Here is a 21,351-nt window from a genome sequence, read left to right as displayed (position 1 = left end):
GCGGAGGTTCGCCCCGTCGGCCCGCGCCGCGCGCAGCAGAGTGGGCGCATGGATGTCGAGCAGGTGACCGGTGAGCTGTACGGGCTGCGGCCGTCCGAGTTCACGGCGGCCAGGGACGCGTACGTCGCCGAGGCGCGCCGGGCGAAGGACACGGCGGCGGCGAAGGCGATCGCGGCGCTGCGGCGGCCACCGCTCGCCGTCTGGGCGGCGAACCTGCTCGCCCGGGAACGGCCGGACGACGCCGGGCGGTTCCTCGCCCTCGGCGAGGCGCTGCGCGACGCCCACCGGACGCTCGACGGCGAGCGGCTGCGGGAGGCGAGCCGGCAGCAGCACCGGCTGGTCGCCGCGCTCGTCCGCACGGCCGCCGGCCTCGCGGAGCGGTCCGGGCAGCCGCTGAGCGACCCGGTGCTCGGTGACGTCGAGGGGATCCTGCACGCCGTCCTGGCCCTCCCGGACGTGGCCGGACCGTGGGCGGCGGGGCGGCTGACGGAGATGCCGGAGACCGCCGTCGGCTTCCCCGCCGTCCCGCCCGGGACCCTGCCGTCCAGGCCCCCGGCCGCCCCGGCGAAGGCCGCGAAGGACCGGGAGACTAAAGAGCTGAGAGAGACGAAACAGCCGAGAGAGACGAAAGAGGCGAGAGAGGCGGAGGCGGAGGCGAAGGCGGCGGAGGCCCGGGCCGTCCTCGCCCGGCGGGAGCGGGACCGGGACGCCGCCCGGGAGACGGCACGGGCCGCGGCGGCGGCGGCCGAGGAGGCCGCCGACCGGCTGCGCCGCGCCGAGCGGGAGCGGGACGAGGCCGCCGGGGCGGCAGCCGCGGCCGGGGAGGCGGCGGAGCGGGCCGCCACGGACCTCCGGGCCGCCGAGCGCGCGCTGGAGCAGGCGCAGGAGGCGGCCGAGGCGGCCGGGGTCACCAGCCGAAGCGGCGGTCCACGACGGCGGCGAACTCCTCGAAGCTGAGGACGCGGTCGCCGTTCTGGTCGGCGGCGTCGAAGAGGGCGGCGGAGTCGTCGTCGCCCCCGACGCCCCAGAAGGGGATGACGCCCCGGGCCGCCAGGGTGGGCCCCTTCTCCCGCAGGGCCCGGATGACCTCGGTCCGGGTCAGGGTGCCGTCCTGGTCGAGGTCGAGCGCGTCGAAGAGGATGCGGGCCTTGTCGCTCATCGGGTGTCCTTGGGTCGGTCCGGGGCCGGGGTGGTACGGGGGAGGACGCGCCGGACGCCCGACGGGTTGCCCGGGGGCCGGTGCCGGACCGCGTACGGGCGGAGCGGGCCGGACGCCACGGGCCGCGCCGGGCCGGGGCTCGCCCGGGGCGCCGGGGACTGTCTAGGCTCTGCCCATGGCGACCTCCTCCGACCCCGAGCTGCTGGTCCTGCACGCCGTACGGCTGCGGGGCATGACCACCGAGGCGGAGGCCGCGGCCCGCTACGGCCTCGACGCGGACGCCGTCGGCGAGCTGCTGCTCGACCTCCAGGCGTACGGGCGCGTGACCCGCGGCGCCTTCGCCGGCACCTCCGGCTGGAGCCTCACGGACGCGGGCCGGACGGAGGGGGAGCGGCTGCTCGCCGCGGAGCTGGCCCGGTCGGGGCACGGGCCGTTCGTGCGCGAGCGGTACGAGACGTTCCTGGCGTACAACGCGCGCTGCCTCACGGCCTGCACCGACTGGCAGCTGCGGCCCGACGGGAACGGCCGGCTGGCCGTCAACACCCACGCCGACCCGGCCTGGGACGGGCGGATCCTCGACGAGCTGACCGTGCTCGGCGGCGTCATCGACACCCTCGCCGCCGAGCTCGGCTCCCGGCTGGACCGGTTCTCCGGCTACGGCGACCGCTTCACCACGGCGCTGGCGCGGGTCCGGCGGGGCGAGTTCTCGTGGGTGGACCGGCCCCGCGCCGACTCCTGCCACACCGTCTGGATGGAGCTCCACGAGGACCTTCTGGCGACCCTCGGCATCCGCCGGGGCGAGGAGCCCGTGCCGCCGTCCGCCGGCTGAGCGCGCCGGGCGGCGGCGAGGACGAAGGTGACGGTGATGAGCAGGGCCCAGGCGCCGAACTTCGCGACGGAGACGGGCCGCCAGCCGTCGAGCTGGTCGGGGTAGCTCCAGGCGCCGACGTAGGTGGCGGCGTTCTCCGCGATCCAGAGGAAGAAGCCGATGAGGACGAAGGAGAGCGCGAGCGGCATCCGGAGGTCCTGCTCGCCGACGCGGAAGCGGACCCAGGTGCCGGCGGTGGCGATCAGCAGCAGGGCGGCGAGCACCCAGCGGGCGTCCGGCAGCCAGTGGTGGCTGAAGAAGTTGAGGTAGACCGCCGCGGCGAGGACCGCCATGATCCGCGGCCGGTAGCCGGTCAGGCGCAGGTCGAAGAGGCGCCAGGCGCGGCAGACGTAGCTGCCCACGGCCGCGTACAGGAAGCCGCCGTAGAGGGGGACGCCGCCGACCTTGGTCACCGCGTCCTCCGGGTAGCTCCAGGACCCCATGCGGACCTTGACCAGTTCGAAGAGCAGGCCGATGAGGTGGCAGACGGCGATGACGGCGATGTCGCGCCCGCTGTCCCAGCCGAGCCGCCAGGCCAGCACGGTGAGGACGACGCCGTAGCCGAGGAGCAGGTCGTAGCGGGCGACGGGCAGGTCGGGCAGGAGCGTCGAGACGGCGATGCCGCCGATGAGCGCGACGGCGAAGGCGCAGCAGCGCGCCTCCGTGAGCGCGAAGCGCAGCAGCTGGCGGAGGCCGTGGGTGATCCGGTCCATGCGGGAGGGGACGCGCTCGCCCGGGTGTGCGGTTTCCGGACCGCGGCCCGGTCAGGGGTGGTTGTGGTGGTGGGCGCAGCGCGGGGCGGTGAGCAGCCGGCGGACCATGTCGCCGGCGGTGGCGGCGTCGCGGGCCTCGGCGGGGAAGAGGAGCCGGAGGTCGCAGTGGCCCTCGCCGTACTCGCAGCGGAGCGAGACGGCGTGCCGGTCCATGGCGAGCGGGAGGGCGCGGACGACGCCGTGCGGGAGGCGGGAGCCGGCGAGGACGACCAGGTCGGAGACGAGGTCGGGGTGGGCGTCGGCGAGGTGGGTGAGGAGCGCGGCCTCTTCGAGGGCGAGCGGGTCGGGGGCGGCGAGGGCGTACGCGGCGGGGTCGACCTCCACGGTCCCGGCGCCGGTGCGGAGGGTGACGCGGGTCAGGTCGAGGCGGAGCGCGCCGAGGTCGCCGGGGACGGCGGGGGCGAGCCGGCCGGTGAGGGCGACGCGCGCGCGGACCCGGTCGCGGAGGGCGGTCGGGGCGATGTCGGTGAGGTCGACGCGGACGTCGAGCACGCGGAGCGGGGCGTGGTCGAGGTGGTCGGTGAGGGGGGTGTCGGCGGGCGGGTGGAGGGTGATCCGGCCGCGGGCGCCGACGGTGTGGGCGCCGAGGAGGTCGTACGTCTGTCCGTCGAGGGTGAGGGAGAGGGAGATGGCCCGGGCCAGGACGGAGCGGACCTGTTCCGCGGCGGTCTGCTGCGGCAGGACGGGGGAGGGGGCGGCGCTCACGGTGACTCTCCTCGGTCAGGATTTTAGGTAAGGCTAACCTAACCAACCCGGTCCGGGGCTGTCCAGAACTCCTGCGGCGGCGTCCGGCGGCGCCCAACCCGTCGCCGACCGGGGTCTGTTGATCCGACAAGTCCGGTCGATCCCGTGATATTGCCTAAGCAGGGATCGAGGAGTTCGTCCCGTTCTGGTGGGAAAAGGGGTCGTCGATGGCGCAGGACGCACAGGGGCCGGACGGCCGGCGGGGCGGCGGCAGACGGACCGGCGGAAGGAAGCCCGGCGCACGCCGGATCGGCGTCCGGGGCGGCAACCGGTGGGGCGGCCTGCCGGTGACGGCGGACCTGCCCGATCCCGAGGGCGGCCATCCGGCCCGTACCGACCGGGTCGTCTTCGGCGTCACCGCCGTCCTCACCCTCGCCTTCCTGGTCTGGGGCGCGACGGCGACGGACAGCCTGGAGTCGGCCTCCGGCAGCCTGCTCGACGGGCTGATCCGGGACGGCGGCTGGGCGTTCATGCTCGCGGCCTCCGGATTCGTCGTCTTCGCGCTCTGGCTGGCCGTCAGCCGGTACGGGCGCATCACCCTCGGCCAGGAGGACGAGGGCCCGGAGTTCCGCACGGTCTCGTGGATCGCGATGATGTTCAGCGCCGGCATGGGCATCGGCCTGATGTTCTACGGCGTGAGCGAGCCGCTCGCGCACTACGGCACCCCGCCGCCCGGCACCTCCCCGGCCGACTCCGCCGAGCGCATGCAGACGGCGATGGCCACCACACTCTTCCACTGGACGCTCCACCCGTGGGCGATCTACGCCGTCGTCGGCCTCGCCATCGCGTACTCGACCTTCCGCCGCCGGCGCCGGCAGACCATCAGCGCCGTCTTCGTCCCGCTCATGGGCGAGCGCCGGGCGTTCGGCGGACCGGGCCGGGTCATCGACATCCTCGCCATCTTCGCCACCCTCTTCGGGTCCGCCGCCTCGCTGGGGCTCGGCGCGCTCCAGATCGGCAGCGGCGTGGAGGAGCTGGGCTGGCTGGAGAAGACCGGCACCGGGCTGCTCGTCGGCGTCATCGCGGTGCTCACCGTGGCCTTCGTGCTGTCGGCCGTCTCCGGCGTCGAGAAGGGCATCCAGTGGCTCTCCAACACCAACATGGTGCTGGCCCTGCTCCTGGCCGTCTTCGTCCTCGTCGCCGGGCCCACCGTCATCGTCCTCGACCTGCTGCCGACCTCGATCGCCGCCTACCTCGGCGACCTGCCCCAGCTGGCCGGCCGCACCGAGGCCACCAGTGGCGAGAACATCCACGCCTGGCTGGGCAGCTGGACCGTCTTCTACTGGGCGTGGTGGATCTCCTGGACGCCCTTCGTCGGCATGTTCATCGCCCGGATCAGCCGGGGCCGGACGATCCGTCAGTTCATCGGCGGTGTCATCCTGGTGCCGAGCACCGTGAGCCTGGTGTGGTTCGCGATCTTCGGCGGCACGGCGATGCGGCTCGGCGAGCAGGGCGAGCTGACGGGCGAGACCACCCCGGAGGGGCAGCTCTTCGGGCTGCTCCAGGAGTTCCCGGCGGCGGGCGCGATGAGCCTGCTCGTGATGGTCCTCGTCGGCATCTTCTTCGTCTCCGGGGCGGACGCCGCCTCCATCGTCATGGGCACCCTGTCGCAGCGCGGCGCGCTGGAGCCGACCCGACCGGTGGTGATCTTCTGGGGCGTCGTCACCGGCGCCGTCGCCGCCGTCATGCTGCTCGTCGGCGACGGCCAGGGCGACGCGCTCGCGGGCCTGCAGAACCTGACGATCCTGGTCGCCGCCCCGTTCGTCCTCGTCATGACCGGCATGTGCGTGGCGCTCATGCGGGACCTGCGCGAGGATCCGCTGATCGTGCGCGGCCGGGTCGGCAAGGAGATCGTCGAGGTCGCGGTGATCGCCGGACACGAGAAGTACGACGGCGACTTCGAGCTGCGGATCGGCCCCGGTACGGCCGACGGCTCTCCCGGCGGCGCCCCGGGCCGCCCGGGCGCCGCCGACGGCTCCCCGGACGGGCCGCCGGCGCCGGCCGGCACCACGGGCCCGCGCTGACCCCGGGTGCCGGGCGGGCGTCAGGGGCTGACGGAGCGCCAGATGCGGTCCGGGAGGAGCCGGGCGGCCTCTTCGAGGTCGACGTCGCCGAGGGTGAGCCAGCGGCGGGCCATGCCGACGACGGGGCCCAGCACCAGGGACTCGATGACCGGGGTGGGCAGGTCGGCCAGCGTGCCGGCCTTGCGGTGCCCGTCGAGCCACTGCTCGATCGGCGTGAGCCGGGCCTCCTGGTTGTCGCGGATCTCCTGGGCCCGGGCCGCGCCCTCCTGGTCCGCGAAGGGGGAGTGCAGCAGGCGGGCGGCGGCCGGCTGGGTGCGGACGAAGTCGAGGTACGCGTGCACCACCGCCTCGATGCCCGGGCGGGCCTCCCGGTGGGCGAGCAGGGCGCCGCCCACCTCGCCGAGGAGACGGCCGAGCCAGCGCAGGGCGAGGGCGGTGATCACCCCGTGGAGATTGCCGAAGTGGTGGTAGACGCTGCCGGTGCTGACCCCGCTCAGCCGGGTCAGCGCGGAGACGGTGAGGCCGGCCTCGCCGTCGCGCGCGTACAGGTCGAGCGCGGCGTCGAGGACGCGCTCGACGGTGGCTTCGCCGCGCTGCTGCTTCGGGCTCATCGAGCGGGGTGCCCCTTACGTCGTGTGCCATCCCTGGCCGGTTGTTCCGTACCAGGTCAGCATAGGAGGCGCGGACGGCGCCGGATCCCGCAGCGCTGCGGAGCCGGGCCGGACCGGGGGCTCAGGCGAGGGCCAGGAACAGCTTTTCCAGCTCCGCCTCGCTCATCGGCGGCGCGTCGGCGTCGTCCGACAGGCACTGCCGCATCCCGCTCGCCACGATCTTGAACCCGGCCCGGTCCAGCGCCCGGGAGACGGCGGCCAGTTGCGTCACCACGTCCTTGCAGTCGCGGCCCGCCTCGACCATCGCGATCACCCCGGCCAGCTGTCCCTGGGCGCGGCGCAGCCGGTTCAGCACCGGGGCCATCGCCTCGTCGTCGACCTGCACGGCCGTTCTCCCTTCTGCTAGGCCCCCGGTGCCCCAGAATACCCCGTGGGGTATCAAAACGGCTTGTATCGCTCATGTCGGTTTCGGTGTCAGGGGGCGGGGTGCTCACTGCTGGGTGAGGACCAGGACGCCCATGGCCATGACGAACCAGCCGAACGCCGTGCGGAGGGCGCTCTGCGGGACGCGGCCGGCGAGCCGCGCCCCGGTCAGGCTGCCGGCCACGGCCGTTCCCGTGACCATCAGGGTGAGGCCCCAGTCCAGGGAGGCGCCCGCGAGGTGGCCGGCGAGCCCGGCGAACGAGTTCATCGCGATGACCAGGAGCGAGGTGCCCACGGCGGCGGCCATCGGCAGTCCGCCGAAGAGGCCGAGGGCCGGGACGACGAGGAAGCCGCCGCCCGCGCCGACGAAGCCGGTCACCCCGCCCACCGCCGGTCCGACCGCGGCGAGGAGCCGCAGCGGCGGGTCGCCGTCCCGCACCCGCGCCGGCCGGGCGCCGCGCGCGGGCCGCAGCATGGCGGCGGCCGTGACGAGCATCATCACCGCGAACGCCACCAGGAGGACGGTGTCCGGGACGTACGCGGCGGCCCGGCCCCCGCCGTACGCGCCCGCCATGCTGAGGGCGCCGACGAGCAGCCCGGTCCGCCAGCGCACGCGTCCGGCCCGGGCGTGCGCGGCGAGGGCCGCCAGGCTGGTGACGCCGACGACGAAGAGCGAGGTGGCGATGGCCTCCTTGGCGTCCTGGCCGGCGAGGTGGACCAGGATCGGGACGGTGAGGAGCGAGCCGCCGCCCCCGAGGACGCCGAGGCTGAGGCCGACGAGCAGGGAGGCGGCGACGACCAGTACGGTCACCGGGCGCTCCGGAGCTGCGCGAGCACGGTGTCCAGGCCGGTGCGCGGGCCGCGGTTGTACGGCAGCCGGGACAGCAGGACGCCGAGGGCGCAGGTGTTGCTGAGGGCGGCGTAGGTGAGGCCGGCGCCGACGGCGGTGCCGACGAGGTGGACCCCTGGCACGACGAGCCCGGCGAGGCCGGTCACCAGGACGACGGACCCGGCGACGAGCCGGACCTGGCGCTCCATCTCCCACCGCTCGGGGCCGCGCTCGACGGGCGCCCCGGCCGCCTCCCAGGCCGTGATGCCGCCGTCCAGGACCCGGGGCTCCGTCAGGCCGGCCTCGGCGAGGGCCCGTTCGGCCTCGCGCGCCCGCTGCCCGGAGCGGCACACCAGGACGACGTCCCCGCTGAGGTGGTCGCGCAGCTCGGCGCGGTGCGCGCGGAGGGTGGCCAGCGGCACGTTGACGGAGCCGGCGATGTGGGCGGTGCGGAACTCGCCGGGCGTGCGGACGTCGACGAGGCGCGGCGCGCGGCCCTCCTGGACGAGGCGGTGCAGGACGGCGGGGGAGAGGGGGGTGGCGGTGGTCACGGTGGCTCCGTTCGTCGGGGGGAGAGAGAAGAGGGGCGGAGGTGGGCGGTCAGGCGGCGTCGCGGGGCGCGGTCAGCGCCCAGGCCGCGTAGCCGCCGAGGATGTCGGAGACGTCCTGGAAGCCGCGCCGGCGCAGCAGGCTGGCGGCGATGGAGGAGCGGTGGCCGCCGGCGCAGTGCAGCACGAGGGGCCGGTCGGCGGGGAGTTCGGCGGTGCGGTGGGGGAGTTCGGCGAGCGGCAGGTGGACGGCCGCGTCGATGAAGCCCTCGGCCTCCCGCTCGCCCTCGGTCCGGACGTCCACGACGAGCGGCGGGCGCGGGCCGGCGAGGGCGGTCCGCAGCCGGGCCGCGGTGATCCGGCTCGCCGGGGCGACCTCGGCGGCCAGTGCCACCAGGGCCGTCCCGGGGTCGGGGAGGTAGCCCTCGGCGCGGTCGAAGCCGACGCGGGCGAGGCGGGTGACGACCTCCTCCTCGCGCCCTTCCGGGGCGAGGACGAGGAGCCGGTCGGCGGGGTCGAGGACGGTGCCGGCCTGCTCGGCGAAGCGGCCGTCGGCGGGGACGTTGACCGCGCCGCGCAGGTGCCCGGCGGCGAACTCCTGCGGGTCGCGGGCGTCGACCACGACCGCCCCGGCCGCCCGCAGCGCGGTGAACGCGGCGAGGTCGAGCGGGCGGGCGGCGGTCCCGGCGTCGTACCGGCGGCGGTCGCGCCGGTTGAGCGCGGCGTCGTAGGCGAAGTAGCCGGGGGCGGCGGACTGGCCGGCGGTGACCAGGGCCACGAAGTCCTCGCGGCTCATGGGCGCGCAGGCGTAGTTGGTGGCGCGCTGGTCCCCGATCGTGGAGGACTTCTCCGCCGACAGGTGCTTGCCGCAGGCCGAGCCGGCGCCGTGGGCGGGGAAGACGCGGACCGCGTCGGGCAGTCCCATCAGCTTGTTCTGGACGCTGTCGTGGAGCATGCCGCCCAGCTCCTCGGCGCTGACGCCGACCGAGGCGAGCAGGTCGGGCCGGCCGACGTCGCCGATGAAGAGGGCGTCGCCGGTGAGGACCCCGTACGCCACCTCGTCGTCGGCGTGCTCGTACACGAGGACGCTGATCGACTCCGGGGTGTGCCCGGGGGTCTCCATGATCTCCAGGACGACGTCGCCGAGCGGGATCCGCTCGCCCTCGGCGAGCGGGCGGATCGGGTACTCGGTCTCGGCGCGCCGGCCGTAGCCGATCCAGGCGCCGGTGCGGTCGGCCAGCTCCAGGTGGCCGGCGACGAAGTCGGCGTGGAAGTGGGTGTTGATGACGCCGGTGACGGTGAGCCCGCGGGCCTCGGCGTCGGCGAGGTACTCGGACACGTCGCGGCGCGGGTCGACCACCACGGCCTGGCCCGTTCCCTCGTCGGCGATCAGGTACGAGGCGTGCGACAGGCAGTCGAGGTAGTACTGGGCGAAGATCACGGCGGAACCTCCGGGAGACGCTGACGAAATACCCCCCTGGGTATCGATGCCGTCGACCGTACGGGGCTGCGCCGCGTCGCGTCAAATACCCCCCTGGGTATCAAGAGTCACCGGGGTCGCCGTCACGTGGTCATACGGGTGGGGGTATTCTGACCTGCGGCGCGCAGCGAAAAGGGGCACCGCCACCCCCTCCGGCGATGCCCCTTCCCGTGCGCGTCGCGTCGCGTCCCCCGATGTCGGGTCAGGGCTCGTGGGCGTGCGAGGTCACCGCGAACGTCTGGGCCAGCAGCACCTGCCCGGCCCGCCGCTGGAGCCGGTCCGCCAGCGCGCGCAGCCGCGCCCCCTCGGAGGCGGGGATCGACAGCGCCACCGCCGCCGTCTCCGCGCCGACGGTGATCGGCACCGCCGCGCACGCCGTCCCGAGCGCGTACTCCTGGTGCTCCAGGACCGGGAGCCGCCGCGGCAGCGCGGACAGCCGCCGCTCGAAGTCGCGCCGGACCCGCACCGTGTAGGGGGTGAGCGCGGAGACCGGGTGGCGGCTCAGGTGGTCGCCGCGCTGCTCCGGCTCCAGCTGGAGGAGCAGGCTCTGGCCGGCGGCGTGGGCGTGCGCGGTCGCCCGGAAGTCGGCCCACTCCTCGACCGGGGGCCGCGCCGGGTTGCCGGAGACCGCTCCGAGCTCGACCTCCCCGTCCCGGTACTGGACGAAGTAGACGGCCGCGTCCAGGTCCAGGCTGAGGGCGTCCACCCAGGCCTGGACCCCGAGCGCCGGCTGGTGCGCCGGGGCGCCCGGGCCCCGGCGGAGTGGCGCGACGAGCGTGTAGACACCGTTGTCGTGGCGGACCAGGCCCTCGTGGACCAGCGTCCGCAGCAGGTGGTACGCCGTCGGCAGCGGCAGCACCGCCTCGCGGGCCAGCTGCTTGGCGTTGCCCGCGCCGCCGCGCCGCTCCAGTTCGTCGAGCAGCCGTACGGCCCGGCGTACCGACTGGATCAGGGTCGGTGCCGTGCCGCCTTCCCCCTCGCGTTCGCGCATGCGTGTCCTTTCCCGCGCGCGGAGCACTGTGCTCCGGGTCCATGATCGGACAGTGAACCCCGCATCACATACCGTCAGGTAACCGGGGTGTCGGAACCGGCCGCGCCCCCTCCACGTGGTGCACTGCGGAAACGATCACTTCCGAAAGGACGTTCGTGAACACCCAGCACTCCGGCGCCTCCCGCCGGACCGCCCTCGCCCTCGGAGCGGGCACGGCCCTCACCGCCGCCCTCGGACTCGTCGGCGCCGGCTCCGCCCACGCCGCCGCGCCCCGCCGCACGGAGGAGCCCGTCGTGGCCCGCCTCCGCGCCCTGGAGGAGCAGTACGGCGCCCGCCTCGGCGTCCACGCCCACGACGTGCGCAGCGGACGCACCCTCGCCCACCGCGACCGCGAGCGCTTCCCGATGTGCTCGGTCTTCAAGCCCCTCGCCGCCGCCGCCGTCCTCCGTGACCTCGACCACGACGGCACCTTCCTGGCCCGCCGCCTCACCTACACGGCCGACGACGTCCAGCGCTCCGGCTACTCGCCGGTGACCGAGCACCCCGACAACATCGCGGCCGGTCTGACGGTTTCCCAGCTCTGCGACGCCACCATCCGGTTCAGCGACAACACCGCCGCCAACCTCCTCCTGCGCGAGCTCGGCGGTCCCACGGCCATCACCCGCTTCGCCCGCTCGATCGGCGACCCCGTCACCCGGCTCGACCGCTGGGAGCCGGAGCTGAACTCCGCCGAGCCCTGGCGGATCACCGACACGACCTCCCCGCGCGCGATCGCCAGGACCTACGGCCGGCTGGTCCTCGGCCGGGTCCTGGAACCGGCCGACCGCGCCCTCCTCACCGACTGGCTGCTCCGCAACACGACCAGCGTCACCCGCTTCCGCAAGGGCCTGCCGGCCGACTGGACCGTCGCCGACAAGACCGGCGGCGGGAAGTACGGCGGCAACAACGACGTCGGCGTCGTCTGGCCGCCGGACGGCGGCCCGATCCTGCTGTCCGTCCTCACCACCCGGTTCGAGCGGGAGGCCACGGGCGTGGACGAGCTGGTGGCCGCCGCCGCGGCGATCGTGGCGGACGAACTCCGCTAGCGGGACGCCGGATCAGACCTCGGTGGCCATGTCGTACGTGATCCACATCGTGCGCGTGGCCACCTGGTCGTACTTGGAGCGGGCACGGTGGTTGTCGTCGGCCGTGATCCAGCGGACGACGCTCCAGCCGCGCTCCGCGCCGATCCCGCGCAGCGCGGCGAGCAGCTGGTCGGCCGCGCCGGTGCCGCGGCTCGCCGGGTCGACGAACAGGTCGTCGAGCCAGCCGCCGACGCTGGCGGACAGCGGGCGGGCGAAGGGCCGGAAGTGCGCGAGCCCCACGAGCCGCCCGCCGGCGTCCTCGGCCACCAGGCCCTCCACCTCGTGCGCCGGGTCGTGGATCCAGGACCAGACGCGCCGCGCGGCCTCCTCGGTCTGCTCGACCCGGTAGAAGTCGGCGTACCCCCGGTACAGGGCGCGCCACTGGTCGAAGTCCTCCTCCCGGACCGGACGGACCCGGACGGCGGCGGTGCCGTTGTTGGTGTCGATGTCGGTGACGGACATGAACGCTCACTCTCCTCACGCACCGCGCCCTGCGGTGCGCGACCAGTGGATCACGGCGCCGGTTCAGGGCTTCAGGGAGGAGGGGTCGGGTTCGATCAGCGGCAGGTGCTCGCGGAGCGCCTTCGCCCACGATCCGTCGGAGACCATCGCCGCGATCGCCGACTGCACGCGGCCCCGCAGCGGGCTGCCCTCCGGCAGGCCGATGCCGTACCGCTCCTCGCTCAGGGCGAACCCCGCGAGCCGGAAACTCCCCTGGTACGCCGCCCGGGCCGCGTAGCCCGCGAGCAGGGCGTCGTCGGTGTACACCGCGTCGAACTGCCCGCTCGCCACGCCGGCGACGCACTGCTCGTACGAGTCGGAGCCCGTGAGCACCGCGTCGGGGGCCACCTGGCGCACGGCGAAGTAGGAAGTGGAGCCGGTGACCGCGCACACCGTGCGCGACGCGAGGTCGCCGGGCCTCCGCACGGCGGTGTCCCCGCTCCTCACCAGGGCGTCCTGATGGGCCACCAGATAGGGCCCGGCGAAGTCGACCAGCTCCTCCCGCCGGTCGTTGACCGTGTACGTCGCCACCACCATGTCCACGGTGCCGTTGCCGAGCAGCGTCTCGCGCTCGGCGCTGGAGACCTCCTTCCAGACGATGTCGGCGGGGTCGTGCTTCAGTGCGCGGGCCACGTAGGTCGCGACGGCGATCTCGAAACCGGTGTACGTGCCGTCCGGGCGCCGGACGCTGAGCCCGGGCTGGTCGGCCTTCACGCCGATGACGAACTTCGGACCGCCGCCGCCGCTTCCGGAGTCCGAGGCCGAGGGCGAGGGCGAGGACGAGGCGGAGGCCGGGGGAGGGGTGGAGGAGGCGGACGGGCCGGCGGCGCCCCGCGCCCCCTGGCCGGGCTCGTCCTCCGGCCAGAGCGCCCAGGTGACCCCGCCGCCGGCCAGCGCGAGCGCGACGCCCGCCGCGAGGAGCACCGTCGTCCTGCGCGGCCTGCCGGGACGGGCGGGGGCGCCGGACGGAGCGGGCGGACCGGACGGAGGGGGCGGGTCCGCCGGGCCGGGTGGACCGGAGGTGCCCGTGGTGCCGGGCCCCTCGGGCGGGACAGGCGGGTTCGCCGGGACGGGCGGGGGCGGTGGGGCGATGCGGTACGAGGTCGGTGCCGGCTCCCGGGCCGGGACGGCGTCCCGCGGGCCGGTGTCCGGCGCGCCGGCCGCCTCCGCCAGCAGCCGGTCCAGCTCCGCCGCGTCGGGGCGGGCGGCCGGGTCCCGCACCAGGACGGCCATCAGCGCGGGACCCAGCCGGCCCGCGCGGTGCGGCGGCGGGACGTCCTCCGCGAGGACCGCCGCGAGCGTGGCCAGCGTGTGGGCGCGCCGGAACGGGTTGTGGCCCTCCACCGCCACGTACAGCGTCATCGCCAGCGACCACAGGTCGGCGGCGGGCCCGCCGTCCTCGCCGCGCACCCGCTCCGGCGCCATGTAGTCAGGGGTGCCGATGACCGAACCGGTGGGCGTCAGCGCGGTCGACCCGTGCAGGGACGCGATGCCGAAGTCCGTCAGGACGGGGGTGCCGTCGGGGCGGAGCAGGACGTTCGGCGGCTTCACGTCGCGGTGCTGGACGCCCGCCGCGTGGGCCGCCCGCAGTCCGGCGAGCAGGCCCCGCCCGAGGACGGCGGCCTCGGCCGGGCCGAGCGGACCCCGGTCGAGCCGTTCCTGGAGGGAGCCGCCGGGGACCAGCTCCATCACGATCCAGGGGTACGGGGCGTCGGGGCCGGCCGCCTCGACGACGTGGTGGATCGTCACGACGTTGGGGTGGGCGAGCCGGGCGAGCGCCCGGGCCTCGCGCAGCACCCGGGAGGCCAGTGCGGCGGCCGCCGCCGGGTCGTGCTCGGCGAGGCCGGGGTCGGAGGGCCGGACCTCCTTGACCGCGACCTCGCGGTGCAGCACCCGGTCCCGGGCCCGCCACACGAGCCCCATCCCGCCGCCGCCGAGCCGGTCCAGCAGTTCGAACCGTCCGTCCACCACCCGCGCCACGCGCCGCCCCCCGTCCAGCCGTCCCGCCCGTCCCCCTCCCGGGTCGCGGGCCCCGCGCCGCACTCTGCCACAACCCGGCCCGGTGGCGCGGCCGTTGACCGGCACCCCAGGGACGGCCCGCGCCCGGACGGGGCGCGCGGGGGCGCGGAGGGAGTGCGGCGACCGCGGCCGGGGCACGCTCCCGGTGCCGGCGGGAGGAGGCCCCGCCCCGCCCGGCCCGGCACGCACCCGTCGCAGTACCGAGGAACCGAGGTGAGGAACCGCGTTGGCGACCGACCGTCACGGCACCACCCTGCACGCCTGCACGCCCGAGGGGGCCGCGCACCTGGACCGGGCCGTGGAGGCCCTGCTCTTCTTCCGGCCCGAGGTCTCCGGGGCCGTCGAGGACGCGCTCGCGGCCAGTCCCGCATCGCCCGACGCCCAGGCGTTCGCCGTCTATCTGGGGGTGCTGGGCACCGAACACACCGCCGCCGCGGCGGCCCGCACACGCTTCGGGCGGTATCTCGCCGACCGCGACACGAGCGCCCTGCCCGCACGCGAACGGCTCCATCTGGCCGCCGCCGGGGCCTGCCTCGCGGGGGACCTGCACGGGGCCGGCGACCTGCTGGAGGAGCTGTCGCTGGCGTACCCGAGGGACGTGCTCGCACTGTTCGCCGGGCACCAGCTGGACTTCCTCACCGGGGACGCGGTCCGGCTGCGGGACCGGATCGGCGGCGCCCTGTCCGCGTGGGGGAGGGCGGACCCCGCCTGGGGGCCGCTGCACGGCATGTACGCGTTCGGCCTGGAGGAGTGCGGGCACTACCGGCGCGCGGAGGAGGTGGGACTGGCGGCGGTCGAGCGGCATCCGGCGGACGTGTGGGCCGTGCACGCCGTCACCCACACGTACGAGATGCAGGGCCGGGTCGCCGAGGGGGTGGCCTTCCTCGACGCGCGGACGGACGACTGGACCCGCGGCAACTACCTGACCGTGCACAACTGGTGGCACTACGCCCTGTTCTGCCTGGAGGCGGGCGCCGAGGAGACCGCGCTGCGCGTCTACGACGCCGCCGTCCACCCTCCGGAGTCGGCCGGTCTCGCGATGGAACTCCTCGACGCCGCCGCGCTGTTGTGGCGGCTGCGGCTGGCCGGGCGGGAGGAGCCGGAGCGCTGGGCGCGGCTCGCCGACGCGTGGGCGGGGCGGGCCGACCCGCCGTTCTACGCCTTCAACGACGCCCACGCGGTGATGGCCTACGTGGGGGCGGACCGGATCGCGGAGGCGGAGGCGCTGGTGGCCGACCGCCGGCGCTGGCTGGCCGAGGGCGGCGCGGAGCGGCGGACGGTCGCCAACCACGCGATGACGGCCGAGGTCGGCCTGCCCGTCTGCGAGGCGCTGGTGGCGCACGGGAAGGGCGACCACGCGGCCGTGGTGGAGCTGTTGTGGCCGGTACGGCGCCGGATCCAGGTCTTCGGGGGCAGTCACGCCCAGCGGGACGCCGTGCAGCGGACGCTGCTGGAATCGGCGCTCGCCGCCGGCGACCACGACCGGGCGCGGCTGCTGCTGAGCGAGCGGGACGGGCTGCGCCCGGACAGTCCGTACACCTTGCTGGGGCGGGCCCGGCTGGCCGACGCGCTCGGCGACGCGGCGCTCGCGGCGGTGGCGCGGGAGCGGGCGGCGGGTGCGGTGAAGGGGTTGCGACCGGCGGCGCCCGGGCTCGGAACCGTACCGAACGCACGCCGCTGAGCGGCCCATTCGGTCCCGGATGAGGGGCCTGGCGTCCGCCTCCCCGCGTTCCCTCGCGGAGGCGGACGCCAGGCCGGCGCAACTGACCCGTGCACAAGGGTTGTCAGTGCAATTTCACATTACTATGTTACACCTCGCGCGGTGGTCGTCTGTCCGTCACCTCCCGTTCAGGCTCCGCCGATCGGCCGCACCAACCCCCCTCATCCCCACCCTCATCCAGGAGACCTCGTGTCCCAGCACAGAGTCGTGCGCTCCTCCCTCCTCGCCACCGCGATCGCGGTGACCCTGGTGGCCTCCGCCGGCCAGGCCGCGACCCAGGCCGCCGAGGCGCCCGCGCCGCGCGCCGCCGGCGCGGCCCTGCCCGGCGCCTTCGCGCCCGCCGCCGAGCCGCACCCCTTCGACGAGGTGGAACGATTCGCCAACGCACGGTCGGCCAAGCCCGCCCCGGCCCCCGCCCCCGGCGGCACCGGCGACACCCGGGCCCGCGTCCCCGGCCAGGCCGAGAAGAGCGCCAAGGGCACGGCCGAGCAGCAGGCCGCCCCCGCAGCCACCACCCTCGTGGCAGGGGTCCCGTGCACCCTGGACGGGGTCGCCGGGCTCTCCCCGACCGCGTTCGCCGACTTCCTCGCGGACCCCGCCGTCACCGCCGACGGCTGTCTGAACGGCCTGATCTGGACCTGGGACGCGCGCCTCGCGCGGGTGATGTCCGACGCCCACGTGCAGGCCGTCGCCCAGCGCATATCCGCCCTGGCCGCCACCCACGACGGCCGCAACTCCTCCCACCTGGAGGAGATGTTCACCTACCTCCACGCGGTCGCCTACCACGACTTCTCGCGCCCCGAGATCGACATCACCGACGCCCCGACCGTCGACGCCGTCCGCCGCGCCATCGCCGCCTTCGGCTCCGCCGCCCGCACCTTCGACGTCACCGCGTCCAATGCCCGCACCCTCCGCGAGGCACTGTACGCCGGCAGCGCCCCCGGCCTGCGCCAGCACCAGCTCGGCCTCATCACCAAGGTGCTCGCCACCATGGACCCGGCACACCCCGCCACCCACCGGGACCCGACCTGGGCCGGCGCCGCGCTCGCCGCGCTCTCCGTCAACTACCTGGGCATCCACTCCGGCAACCAGGACGCCGCCTTCCACGCGGCCGTCGCCGCCGACCCGGCCTACCGCGCCGTCTTCAAGGCGTTCGCGGGCCACACCCACCTCAAGGGCACCGCCAACGCGTGGGTCGTCCGCGACGCGCTGAGCGAGTACGGCCGCTTCGGCGAGGTCGCCGGCCTGCGCGGCGGCATCGTCGCCGACCTCGGCGCGCTGATCGGCCCCGTCGAGTCCGCCTGGGGCTCCGGCAGCCAGCCCTGGGCCAAGATCGTCTCCTGGCTGAACTTCTACGACGCCTGCGCCCCGTACCGCGTCTGCAAGGCCGACATCGAGGCCCGGATCTTCCCGTACACCTACACCTACGACACCGGCACCGGCGCCGCCCTCAAGGTCCGCACCGGCCTCGACCGCGCCACCGTCGACCAGCTCTACTACGCGAGCAAGCAGGTGAAGGCGCAGTTCCACCGCGTGGTCGGCAGCGAGCAGCCGCTGGCCGGCGACCCCAACACCACCCTGAACATCGTCCTGTACGGCTCGCGGGCCGACTACGAGAACTACCACCCGATCCTCACCGGGTACGACACCGACAACGGCGGCATCTACATCGAGAACGGCGCCACCTTCTACACGTACCAGCGCCGCGTCCCGCAGGACTCCTCCCTCACCCTGGAGGAGCTGTTCCGCCACGAGTACACCCACTACCTCAACGGCCGCTTCGCCGTCCCCGGCTTCTTCGGCCAGGGCCCCTGGTACCAGGGCGACCGCACCACCTTCATGGACGAGGGCACCGCCGAGTTCTTCGACGGCGCCACCCGCGACGACGGCATCGCCGTCCGCAAGTCGCTGGTCCGCGGCATCATCGACGACACCGCCGGCGGCGGCCCGCGCATGACCGTCCGGCAGATCCTGCACGCCACCTACGACGGCGACGGCTTCCGTTTCTACGACTACGCGGGCACCTTCTTCACGTTCCTGTGGACCGAACGCCCCTCGCTGATCCGCGAGATGTACACCCGGCTGCGCGCCGACGACGTCGCCGGCTACGACGCCTGGCGGGAGCGGCTGAGCTCCGACGCGGCGCTCCAGCAGGCGTACGACCGCTTCCTGGACGCGCAGATCGCCCAGGTCGACCGGCTCTTCGTGCCGAACACCACCTTCACGCCGAACGCGCAGCTCACCGCCTCGACCGTCGCCGCCGTGCGGACGGCCTTCGCGAACGCCACGTACAACACCCCGGCCTGCGGCGAGAACGGCGAGCCCGGCAAGCGGCGCTTCGTCTGCACCGGCCGGATCACCGCCAACCTGACGGACGCGGCCAGTGACGACCGCACCTTCAAGGACATGTCCGAGACGGTCGACTACTTCCTCCTCGACCGCGCGGGCGTGGCGCTGAACAACCTGGCCGACATGAACTGCAGCTTCGGCCCGGTCGAGATCTGGCCCAACAAGGTCGCCGGCACCTCGGACTTCCGCTGCGAAGGCCCGCTGCGCAGCTGACCGCACCGTCCCCGCGCCCAGGGGGCCGCACCCCCTGGGCACCCCTAGAAGAATGTGACATCTTACTGTCGTGCCCAGGAGACACTCCCCGGACGTCGTGGTCATCGGCGCGGGCGTCGTCGGTGCCGCGTGCGCCTATTACGCGGCCTGCTCGGGACTTACCGTCGCCGTGGTCGACCGCGGTCCCGTCGCGGGCGGCACCACCGGCGCCGGGGAAGGCAACCTGCTCGTCTCCGACAAGGAGGCGGGCCCCGAGCTCGACCTCGCGCTGCTGTCCACGAGACTCTGGCGCGCACTCTCCGCGACACTCCCGCCGGAGACCGAGTACGAGCCCAAGGGCGGGCTCGTCGTGGCGCCCGACGAGCCCGCCCTCACGGCCCTCCGCACCTTCGCGGAGGGCCAGCGGGCGGCCGGCGTCGACGCCGCCGAGATCCCCGCCGACCGGCTCGCCGACCTCGAACCCCATCTCGCCCCCGGCCTCGCCGGCGGCTTCCACTACCCGCAGGACGCCCAGGTCCAGCCCGCGCAGGCCGCCGCCCGGCTGCTCGCCGCCTCCGGCGCCGCGCTCCACCTCGGCGAGGAGGTCACCGCGATCCTCCGCGACCCGTCCGGCGCCGTCCGCGGGGTGCGCACCGCCCGCCGCGAACTCCTCGCCCCCGCCGTCGTCAACGCCGCCGGCACCTGGGGCGGCGAGGTCGCCCGGCTCGCCGGCGCCCACCTGCCCGTGCTGCCCCGCCGCGGCTTCGTCCTCGTCACCGAACCCCTGCCGAGGGTCGTCCGCCACAAGGTGTACGCCGCCGACTACATCGCGGACGTCGCCAGCGGCTCCGCCGCCCTCCAGTCCTCCGCCGTCGTCGAGGGCACCCCCGGCGGGCCCGTCCTCATCGGCGCCACCCGGGAACGCGTCGGCTTCGACCGCACGCTCTCCACCGAGGCGCTGCGCCGGCTCGCCGCCCAGGCCGCCGCGCTCTTCCCGGTCCTCGCCGGCGTGCAGGTGCTCCGCGCGTACCACGGCTTCCGCCCGTACCTCCCGGACCACCTCCCGGCGATCGGCGCCGACCCGCGCGTCCCCGGCCTCCACCACGCCTGCGGCCACGAGGGGGCGGGCATCGGCCTCGCCCCCGCCACCGGCGTCCTCGTCGCCGCCGCCCTCACCGGCGCCGCGCCGCCGCTCGACCCCCGGCCGTTCCGCCCCGACCGCGCCTCCGGGCCCGTGGACACCCCTCTCCAGGAGCAGAGTTGAGCCACCGCACCCCGCGCGCCCTCGTCGGCGGCGCGCCGCAGGAGACCTTCACCTTCCGCTTCGACGGGCGGGAGATCCCGGCCGCCGCCGGCCAGACGGTCGCCGCCGCCCTCTGGGGCGCGGGGATCCTCGCCTGGCGCACCACCCGGCACGGCGGCGAACCGCGCGGCGCCTTCTGCGGGATCGGCCAGTGCTTCGACTGCCTCGTCACCGTCGACGGCACCCCGAACCGCCGCGCCTGCCTCGTCCCCGCCCGCCCCGGCGGCCTCGTCACCAGCCAGGAGGGAACCGGCCATGACGACCTCGCCGTCTGACCCCGCCGCCCGCACCGACCTCGCCGTCGTCGGCGCCGGGCCCGCCGGGCTCGCCGCCGCCGTCACCGCCGCCGCGCTCGGCCTCACCGTCACCCTGCTCGACGCGGGCACCCGCCCCGGCGGCCAGTACTACCGCCACCCCGACCCGGCCCTCGGCGCCACCCGCCCGCAGGCCCTGCACCACGACTGGGACGCCTTCGCCCGCCGCGAGGCCGAGCTCCGCGCGTACGAACGAGCGGGCCGCGTACGTCATCTGGCCTGTCATCAGGTGTGGAGCGTCACCGGCTCCGGCACCGACTGGACCGTCCACTCCCGCACCGACGAGACCGCCGCGGCGCCCGTCCGCGCCCGGGCAGTGCTCCTCGCCACCGGGGCGTACGAACGCCAGCTCCCGTTCCCCGGCTGGACCTTGCCCGGCGTCGTCGGCGCCGGAGGAGCCCAGGCCATGCTCAAGAGCGGCCTCGTCCTCCCGGGGCGCAGGGTCGTGGTCGCCGGCAGCGGGCCGCTGCTGCTGGCCGTCGCCGCCTCGCTCGCCGCAGCCGGCGCCCGCGTTCCCGCCGTCGTCGAGGCCGCCGGGTACGCGCCGTACGCCCGCCACACCGGCGCCCTGCTGCGCAACCCGGCCAAGCTCGCCGAAGGCGCCCGCCACGGCGGCGCGCTGCTCCGCCACCACGTCCGCCCGCTGCTGCGGCACGCCGTCGTCGAGGCGCACGGCACCGACCGGGTCGAGGCGGTGACCGTCGCCCGGCTCGACCGCGACTGGCGGCCCGTCCCCGGCACCGCCCGGCGCATCCCCTGCGACGCGCTCGCCGTCGGCCACGGCCTGGTCCCCGAGCTCTCCCTCGCCACCGCCCTCGGCTGCTCCACCCGCACCGCCGCCGACGGCACCGTCGCCCTCGCCCTCACCCCCGGCCTGCGCACCTCGGTGCCGGGCGTGTGGGCGGCGGGCGAGACCGGCGGCGTCGGCGGCGCTCAACTGGCCCTCACCGAGGGCGAGATCGCGGCCCACTCGATCGCGCGGCGGCCCGCGCCGCCCGCCCTCGCGCGGCGCCGCGCGAGGCTCCGGGCCTTCGCCGACGCCATGGGCGCCGTGCACCGGCCCGGAGCGGGCTGGACCGGCTGGCTCCGCGAGGAGACCGCCGTCTGCCGCTGCGAGGAGGTGCCCGCCGGGCGCGTCCGCGAGGCGGTGGAGGAGCTGGGCGCCACCGACGCGCGCACGGTCAAGCTGCTGACGCGGGCCGGGATGGGCTGGTGCCAGGGCCGGATGTGCGGCCCGGCCGTGGCCGCGCTGGCCGGCGGCGCGCCCGCGCCCGACCGGCGCCCGCTGGCCTGCCCCGTCCGCCTGGGCGACCTCGCCGAACTCCCCGCCGAATAGACCCTTTTCGCGCCGCCGCGCCCTTGTGGCCGCCGTACGCCGC

At 75.6% G+C, this 21,351-nt stretch carries 18 protein-coding genes and 2 pseudogenes; 9 read left to right on the top strand and 11 right to left on the bottom strand.

All coding sequences use genetic code 11. From position 1 onward, the window contains the following. Window positions 1–48 precede the first annotated feature (48 nt). Window positions 49–957, top strand: coding sequence for a hypothetical protein (locus tag ACFVQZ_RS04195; protein WP_383619487.1), 909 nt, complete (start codon window positions 49–51; stop codon window positions 955–957). Here ACFVQZ_RS04195 and ACFVQZ_RS04190 read toward each other — a convergent pair. Then, window positions 908–1,159: an EF-hand domain-containing protein gene (locus ACFVQZ_RS04190; protein WP_383619485.1), complete on the bottom strand. Its 252-nt coding sequence runs from the start codon at window positions 1,157–1,159 to the stop codon at window positions 908–910. The two genes, ACFVQZ_RS04195 and ACFVQZ_RS04190, sit on opposite strands and share 50 nt — an antisense overlap. Window positions 1,160–1,334: 175 nt before the next feature. Between ACFVQZ_RS04190 and ACFVQZ_RS04185 the strand changes: the two genes are divergently transcribed. Further along, entirely contained in the window at window positions 1,335–1,988 is a 654-nt protein-coding gene (locus ACFVQZ_RS04185; protein ID WP_383619483.1) for a transcriptional regulator, read from the top strand. On the opposite strand, the pseudogene ACFVQZ_RS04180 reads toward ACFVQZ_RS04185, so the two are convergent. Then, window positions 1,982–2,740, bottom strand: a pseudogene (locus ACFVQZ_RS04180) (DUF817 domain-containing protein); the annotation flags it as partial. The gene ACFVQZ_RS04185 and the pseudogene ACFVQZ_RS04180 sit on opposite strands and share 7 nt — an antisense overlap. A 51-nt stretch (window positions 2,741–2,791) precedes the next feature. Then, window positions 2,792–3,505 carry a hypothetical protein gene (locus ACFVQZ_RS04175; protein ID WP_030497499.1) on the bottom strand — a complete coding sequence of 238 codons (714 nt, stop codon included), beginning with the start codon at window positions 3,503–3,505 and terminating at the stop codon, window positions 2,792–2,794. Between the two features lie 206 nt (window positions 3,506–3,711). Between ACFVQZ_RS04175 and ACFVQZ_RS04170 the strand changes: the two genes are divergently transcribed. Then, window positions 3,712–5,568, top strand: coding sequence for a BCCT family transporter (locus ACFVQZ_RS04170; protein WP_081959584.1), 1,857 nt, complete (start codon window positions 3,712–3,714; stop codon window positions 5,566–5,568). Between the two features lie 20 nt (window positions 5,569–5,588). Here ACFVQZ_RS04170 and ACFVQZ_RS04165 read toward each other — a convergent pair whose 3' ends face one another. From ACFVQZ_RS04165 to ACFVQZ_RS04140, 6 genes and pseudogenes are all read right to left on the bottom strand, one after another. Further along, complete coding sequence (locus ACFVQZ_RS04165) at window positions 5,589–6,179, bottom strand: TetR/AcrR family transcriptional regulator (RefSeq protein WP_383619481.1); 591 nt, start codon at window positions 6,177–6,179, stop codon at window positions 5,589–5,591. A 121-nt stretch (window positions 6,180–6,300) separates the two neighbouring features. Then, a complete protein-coding gene (locus tag ACFVQZ_RS04160; protein ID WP_383619546.1) occupies window positions 6,301–6,543 on the bottom strand; it encodes a metal-sensitive transcriptional regulator in 243 nt (80 codons plus the stop codon). A gap of 129 nt (window positions 6,544–6,672) precedes the next feature. Further along, window positions 6,673–7,413: pseudogene (locus ACFVQZ_RS04155) on the bottom strand (sulfite exporter TauE/SafE family protein); the annotation flags it as partial. Further along, window positions 7,410–7,982 carry a rhodanese-like domain-containing protein gene (locus ACFVQZ_RS04150; RefSeq protein WP_383619479.1) on the bottom strand — a complete coding sequence of 191 codons (573 nt, stop codon included), beginning with the start codon at window positions 7,980–7,982 and terminating at the stop codon, window positions 7,410–7,412. The pseudogene ACFVQZ_RS04155 and the gene ACFVQZ_RS04150, both read right to left, overlap by 4 nt. A 49-nt stretch (window positions 7,983–8,031) precedes the next feature. Next, window positions 8,032–9,420: a rhodanese-like domain-containing protein gene (locus ACFVQZ_RS04145; protein WP_383619478.1), complete on the bottom strand. Its 1,389-nt coding sequence runs from the start codon at window positions 9,418–9,420 to the stop codon at window positions 8,032–8,034. A gap of 241 nt (window positions 9,421–9,661) precedes the next feature. Then, window positions 9,662–10,450 (bottom strand): IclR family transcriptional regulator, encoded by a 789-nt coding sequence (locus ACFVQZ_RS04140; RefSeq protein WP_383619477.1) that lies wholly within the window; start codon window positions 10,448–10,450, stop codon window positions 9,662–9,664. A 155-nt stretch (window positions 10,451–10,605) separates the two neighbouring features. Between ACFVQZ_RS04140 and bla the strand changes: the two genes are divergently transcribed. Then, complete coding sequence (gene bla / locus ACFVQZ_RS04135; protein WP_383619476.1) at window positions 10,606–11,535, top strand: class A beta-lactamase; 930 nt, start codon at window positions 10,606–10,608, stop codon at window positions 11,533–11,535. A 12-nt stretch (window positions 11,536–11,547) separates the two neighbouring features. Here bla and ACFVQZ_RS04130 read toward each other — a convergent pair whose 3' ends face one another. Both ACFVQZ_RS04130 and ACFVQZ_RS04125 read right to left on the bottom strand, forming a co-directional pair. Next, window positions 11,548–12,036, bottom strand: a complete 489-nt coding sequence (locus ACFVQZ_RS04130; protein WP_383619475.1) for a GNAT family N-acetyltransferase — start codon at window positions 12,034–12,036, stop codon at window positions 11,548–11,550. Between the two features lie 63 nt (window positions 12,037–12,099). Then, the gene (locus ACFVQZ_RS04125; protein WP_383619473.1) at window positions 12,100–14,055 is read right to left on the bottom strand and encodes a bifunctional serine/threonine-protein kinase/glutamate ABC transporter substrate-binding protein; all 1,956 of its coding nucleotides are present in this window, start codon (window positions 14,053–14,055) and stop codon (window positions 12,100–12,102) included. A gap of 265 nt (window positions 14,056–14,320) precedes the next feature. Between ACFVQZ_RS04125 and ACFVQZ_RS04120 the strand changes: the two genes are divergently transcribed. From ACFVQZ_RS04120 to ACFVQZ_RS04100, 5 genes are all read left to right on the top strand, one after another. Beyond that, window positions 14,321–15,775, top strand: coding sequence for a tetratricopeptide repeat protein (locus ACFVQZ_RS04120; RefSeq protein WP_051788316.1), 1,455 nt, complete (start codon window positions 14,321–14,323; stop codon window positions 15,773–15,775). A 228-nt stretch (window positions 15,776–16,003) separates the two neighbouring features. Next, the gene (locus ACFVQZ_RS04115) at window positions 16,004–18,376 is read left to right on the top strand and encodes a collagenase (protein WP_383619470.1); all 2,373 of its coding nucleotides are present in this window, start codon (window positions 16,004–16,006) and stop codon (window positions 18,374–18,376) included. Between the two features lie 70 nt (window positions 18,377–18,446). Continuing rightward, window positions 18,447–19,619 (top strand): NAD(P)/FAD-dependent oxidoreductase, encoded by a 1,173-nt coding sequence (locus tag ACFVQZ_RS04110; protein ID WP_383619468.1) that lies wholly within the window; start codon window positions 18,447–18,449, stop codon window positions 19,617–19,619. Next, the gene (locus ACFVQZ_RS04105; RefSeq protein ID WP_383619466.1) at window positions 19,616–19,933 is read left to right on the top strand and encodes a (2Fe-2S)-binding protein; all 318 of its coding nucleotides are present in this window, start codon (window positions 19,616–19,618) and stop codon (window positions 19,931–19,933) included. Before ACFVQZ_RS04110 ends, ACFVQZ_RS04105 begins: the two co-directional genes overlap by 4 nt. After that, window positions 19,914–21,308, top strand: a complete 1,395-nt coding sequence (locus ACFVQZ_RS04100) for an NAD(P)/FAD-dependent oxidoreductase (protein WP_383619464.1) — start codon at window positions 19,914–19,916, stop codon at window positions 21,306–21,308. The genes ACFVQZ_RS04105 and ACFVQZ_RS04100 overlap by 20 nt, the downstream gene beginning before the upstream one ends. Window positions 21,309–21,351: the final 43 nt, after the last annotated feature.

It is taken from the genome of Streptomyces sp. NPDC057854, from assembly GCF_042797055.1.
In the GTDB taxonomy this organism is placed as follows: Bacteria; Actinomycetota; Actinomycetes; order Streptomycetales; family Streptomycetaceae; genus Streptomyces.
This window is presented reverse-complemented; position numbering and strand designations above follow the sequence as displayed.

Coding starts and splice junctions, on each gene's coding strand:
- ACFVQZ_RS04195 (WP_383619487.1), top strand. CDS start 49: ATGGATGTCGAGCAGGTGACCGGTGAGCTGTACGGGCTGCGGCCGTCC.
- ACFVQZ_RS04190 (WP_383619485.1), bottom strand. CDS start 1,159: ATGAGCGACAAGGCCCGCATCCTCTTCGACGCGCTCGACCTCGACCAG.
- ACFVQZ_RS04185 (WP_383619483.1), top strand. CDS start 1,335: ATGGCGACCTCCTCCGACCCCGAGCTGCTGGTCCTGCACGCCGTACGG.
- ACFVQZ_RS04170 (WP_081959584.1), top strand. CDS start 3,712: ATGGCGCAGGACGCACAGGGGCCGGACGGCCGGCGGGGCGGCGGCAGA.
- ACFVQZ_RS04165 (WP_383619481.1), bottom strand. CDS start 6,179: ATGAGCCCGAAGCAGCAGCGCGGCGAAGCCACCGTCGAGCGCGTCCTC.
- ACFVQZ_RS04160 (WP_383619546.1), bottom strand. CDS start 6,543: ATGGCCCCGGTGCTGAACCGGCTGCGCCGCGCCCAGGGACAGCTGGCC.
- ACFVQZ_RS04140 (WP_383619477.1), bottom strand. CDS start 10,450: ATGCGCGAACGCGAGGGGGAAGGCGGCACGGCACCGACCCTGATCCAG.
- ACFVQZ_RS04130 (WP_383619475.1), bottom strand. CDS start 12,036: ATGTCCGTCACCGACATCGACACCAACAACGGCACCGCCGCCGTCCGG.
- ACFVQZ_RS04100 (WP_383619464.1), top strand. CDS start 19,914: ATGACGACCTCGCCGTCTGACCCCGCCGCCCGCACCGACCTCGCCGTC.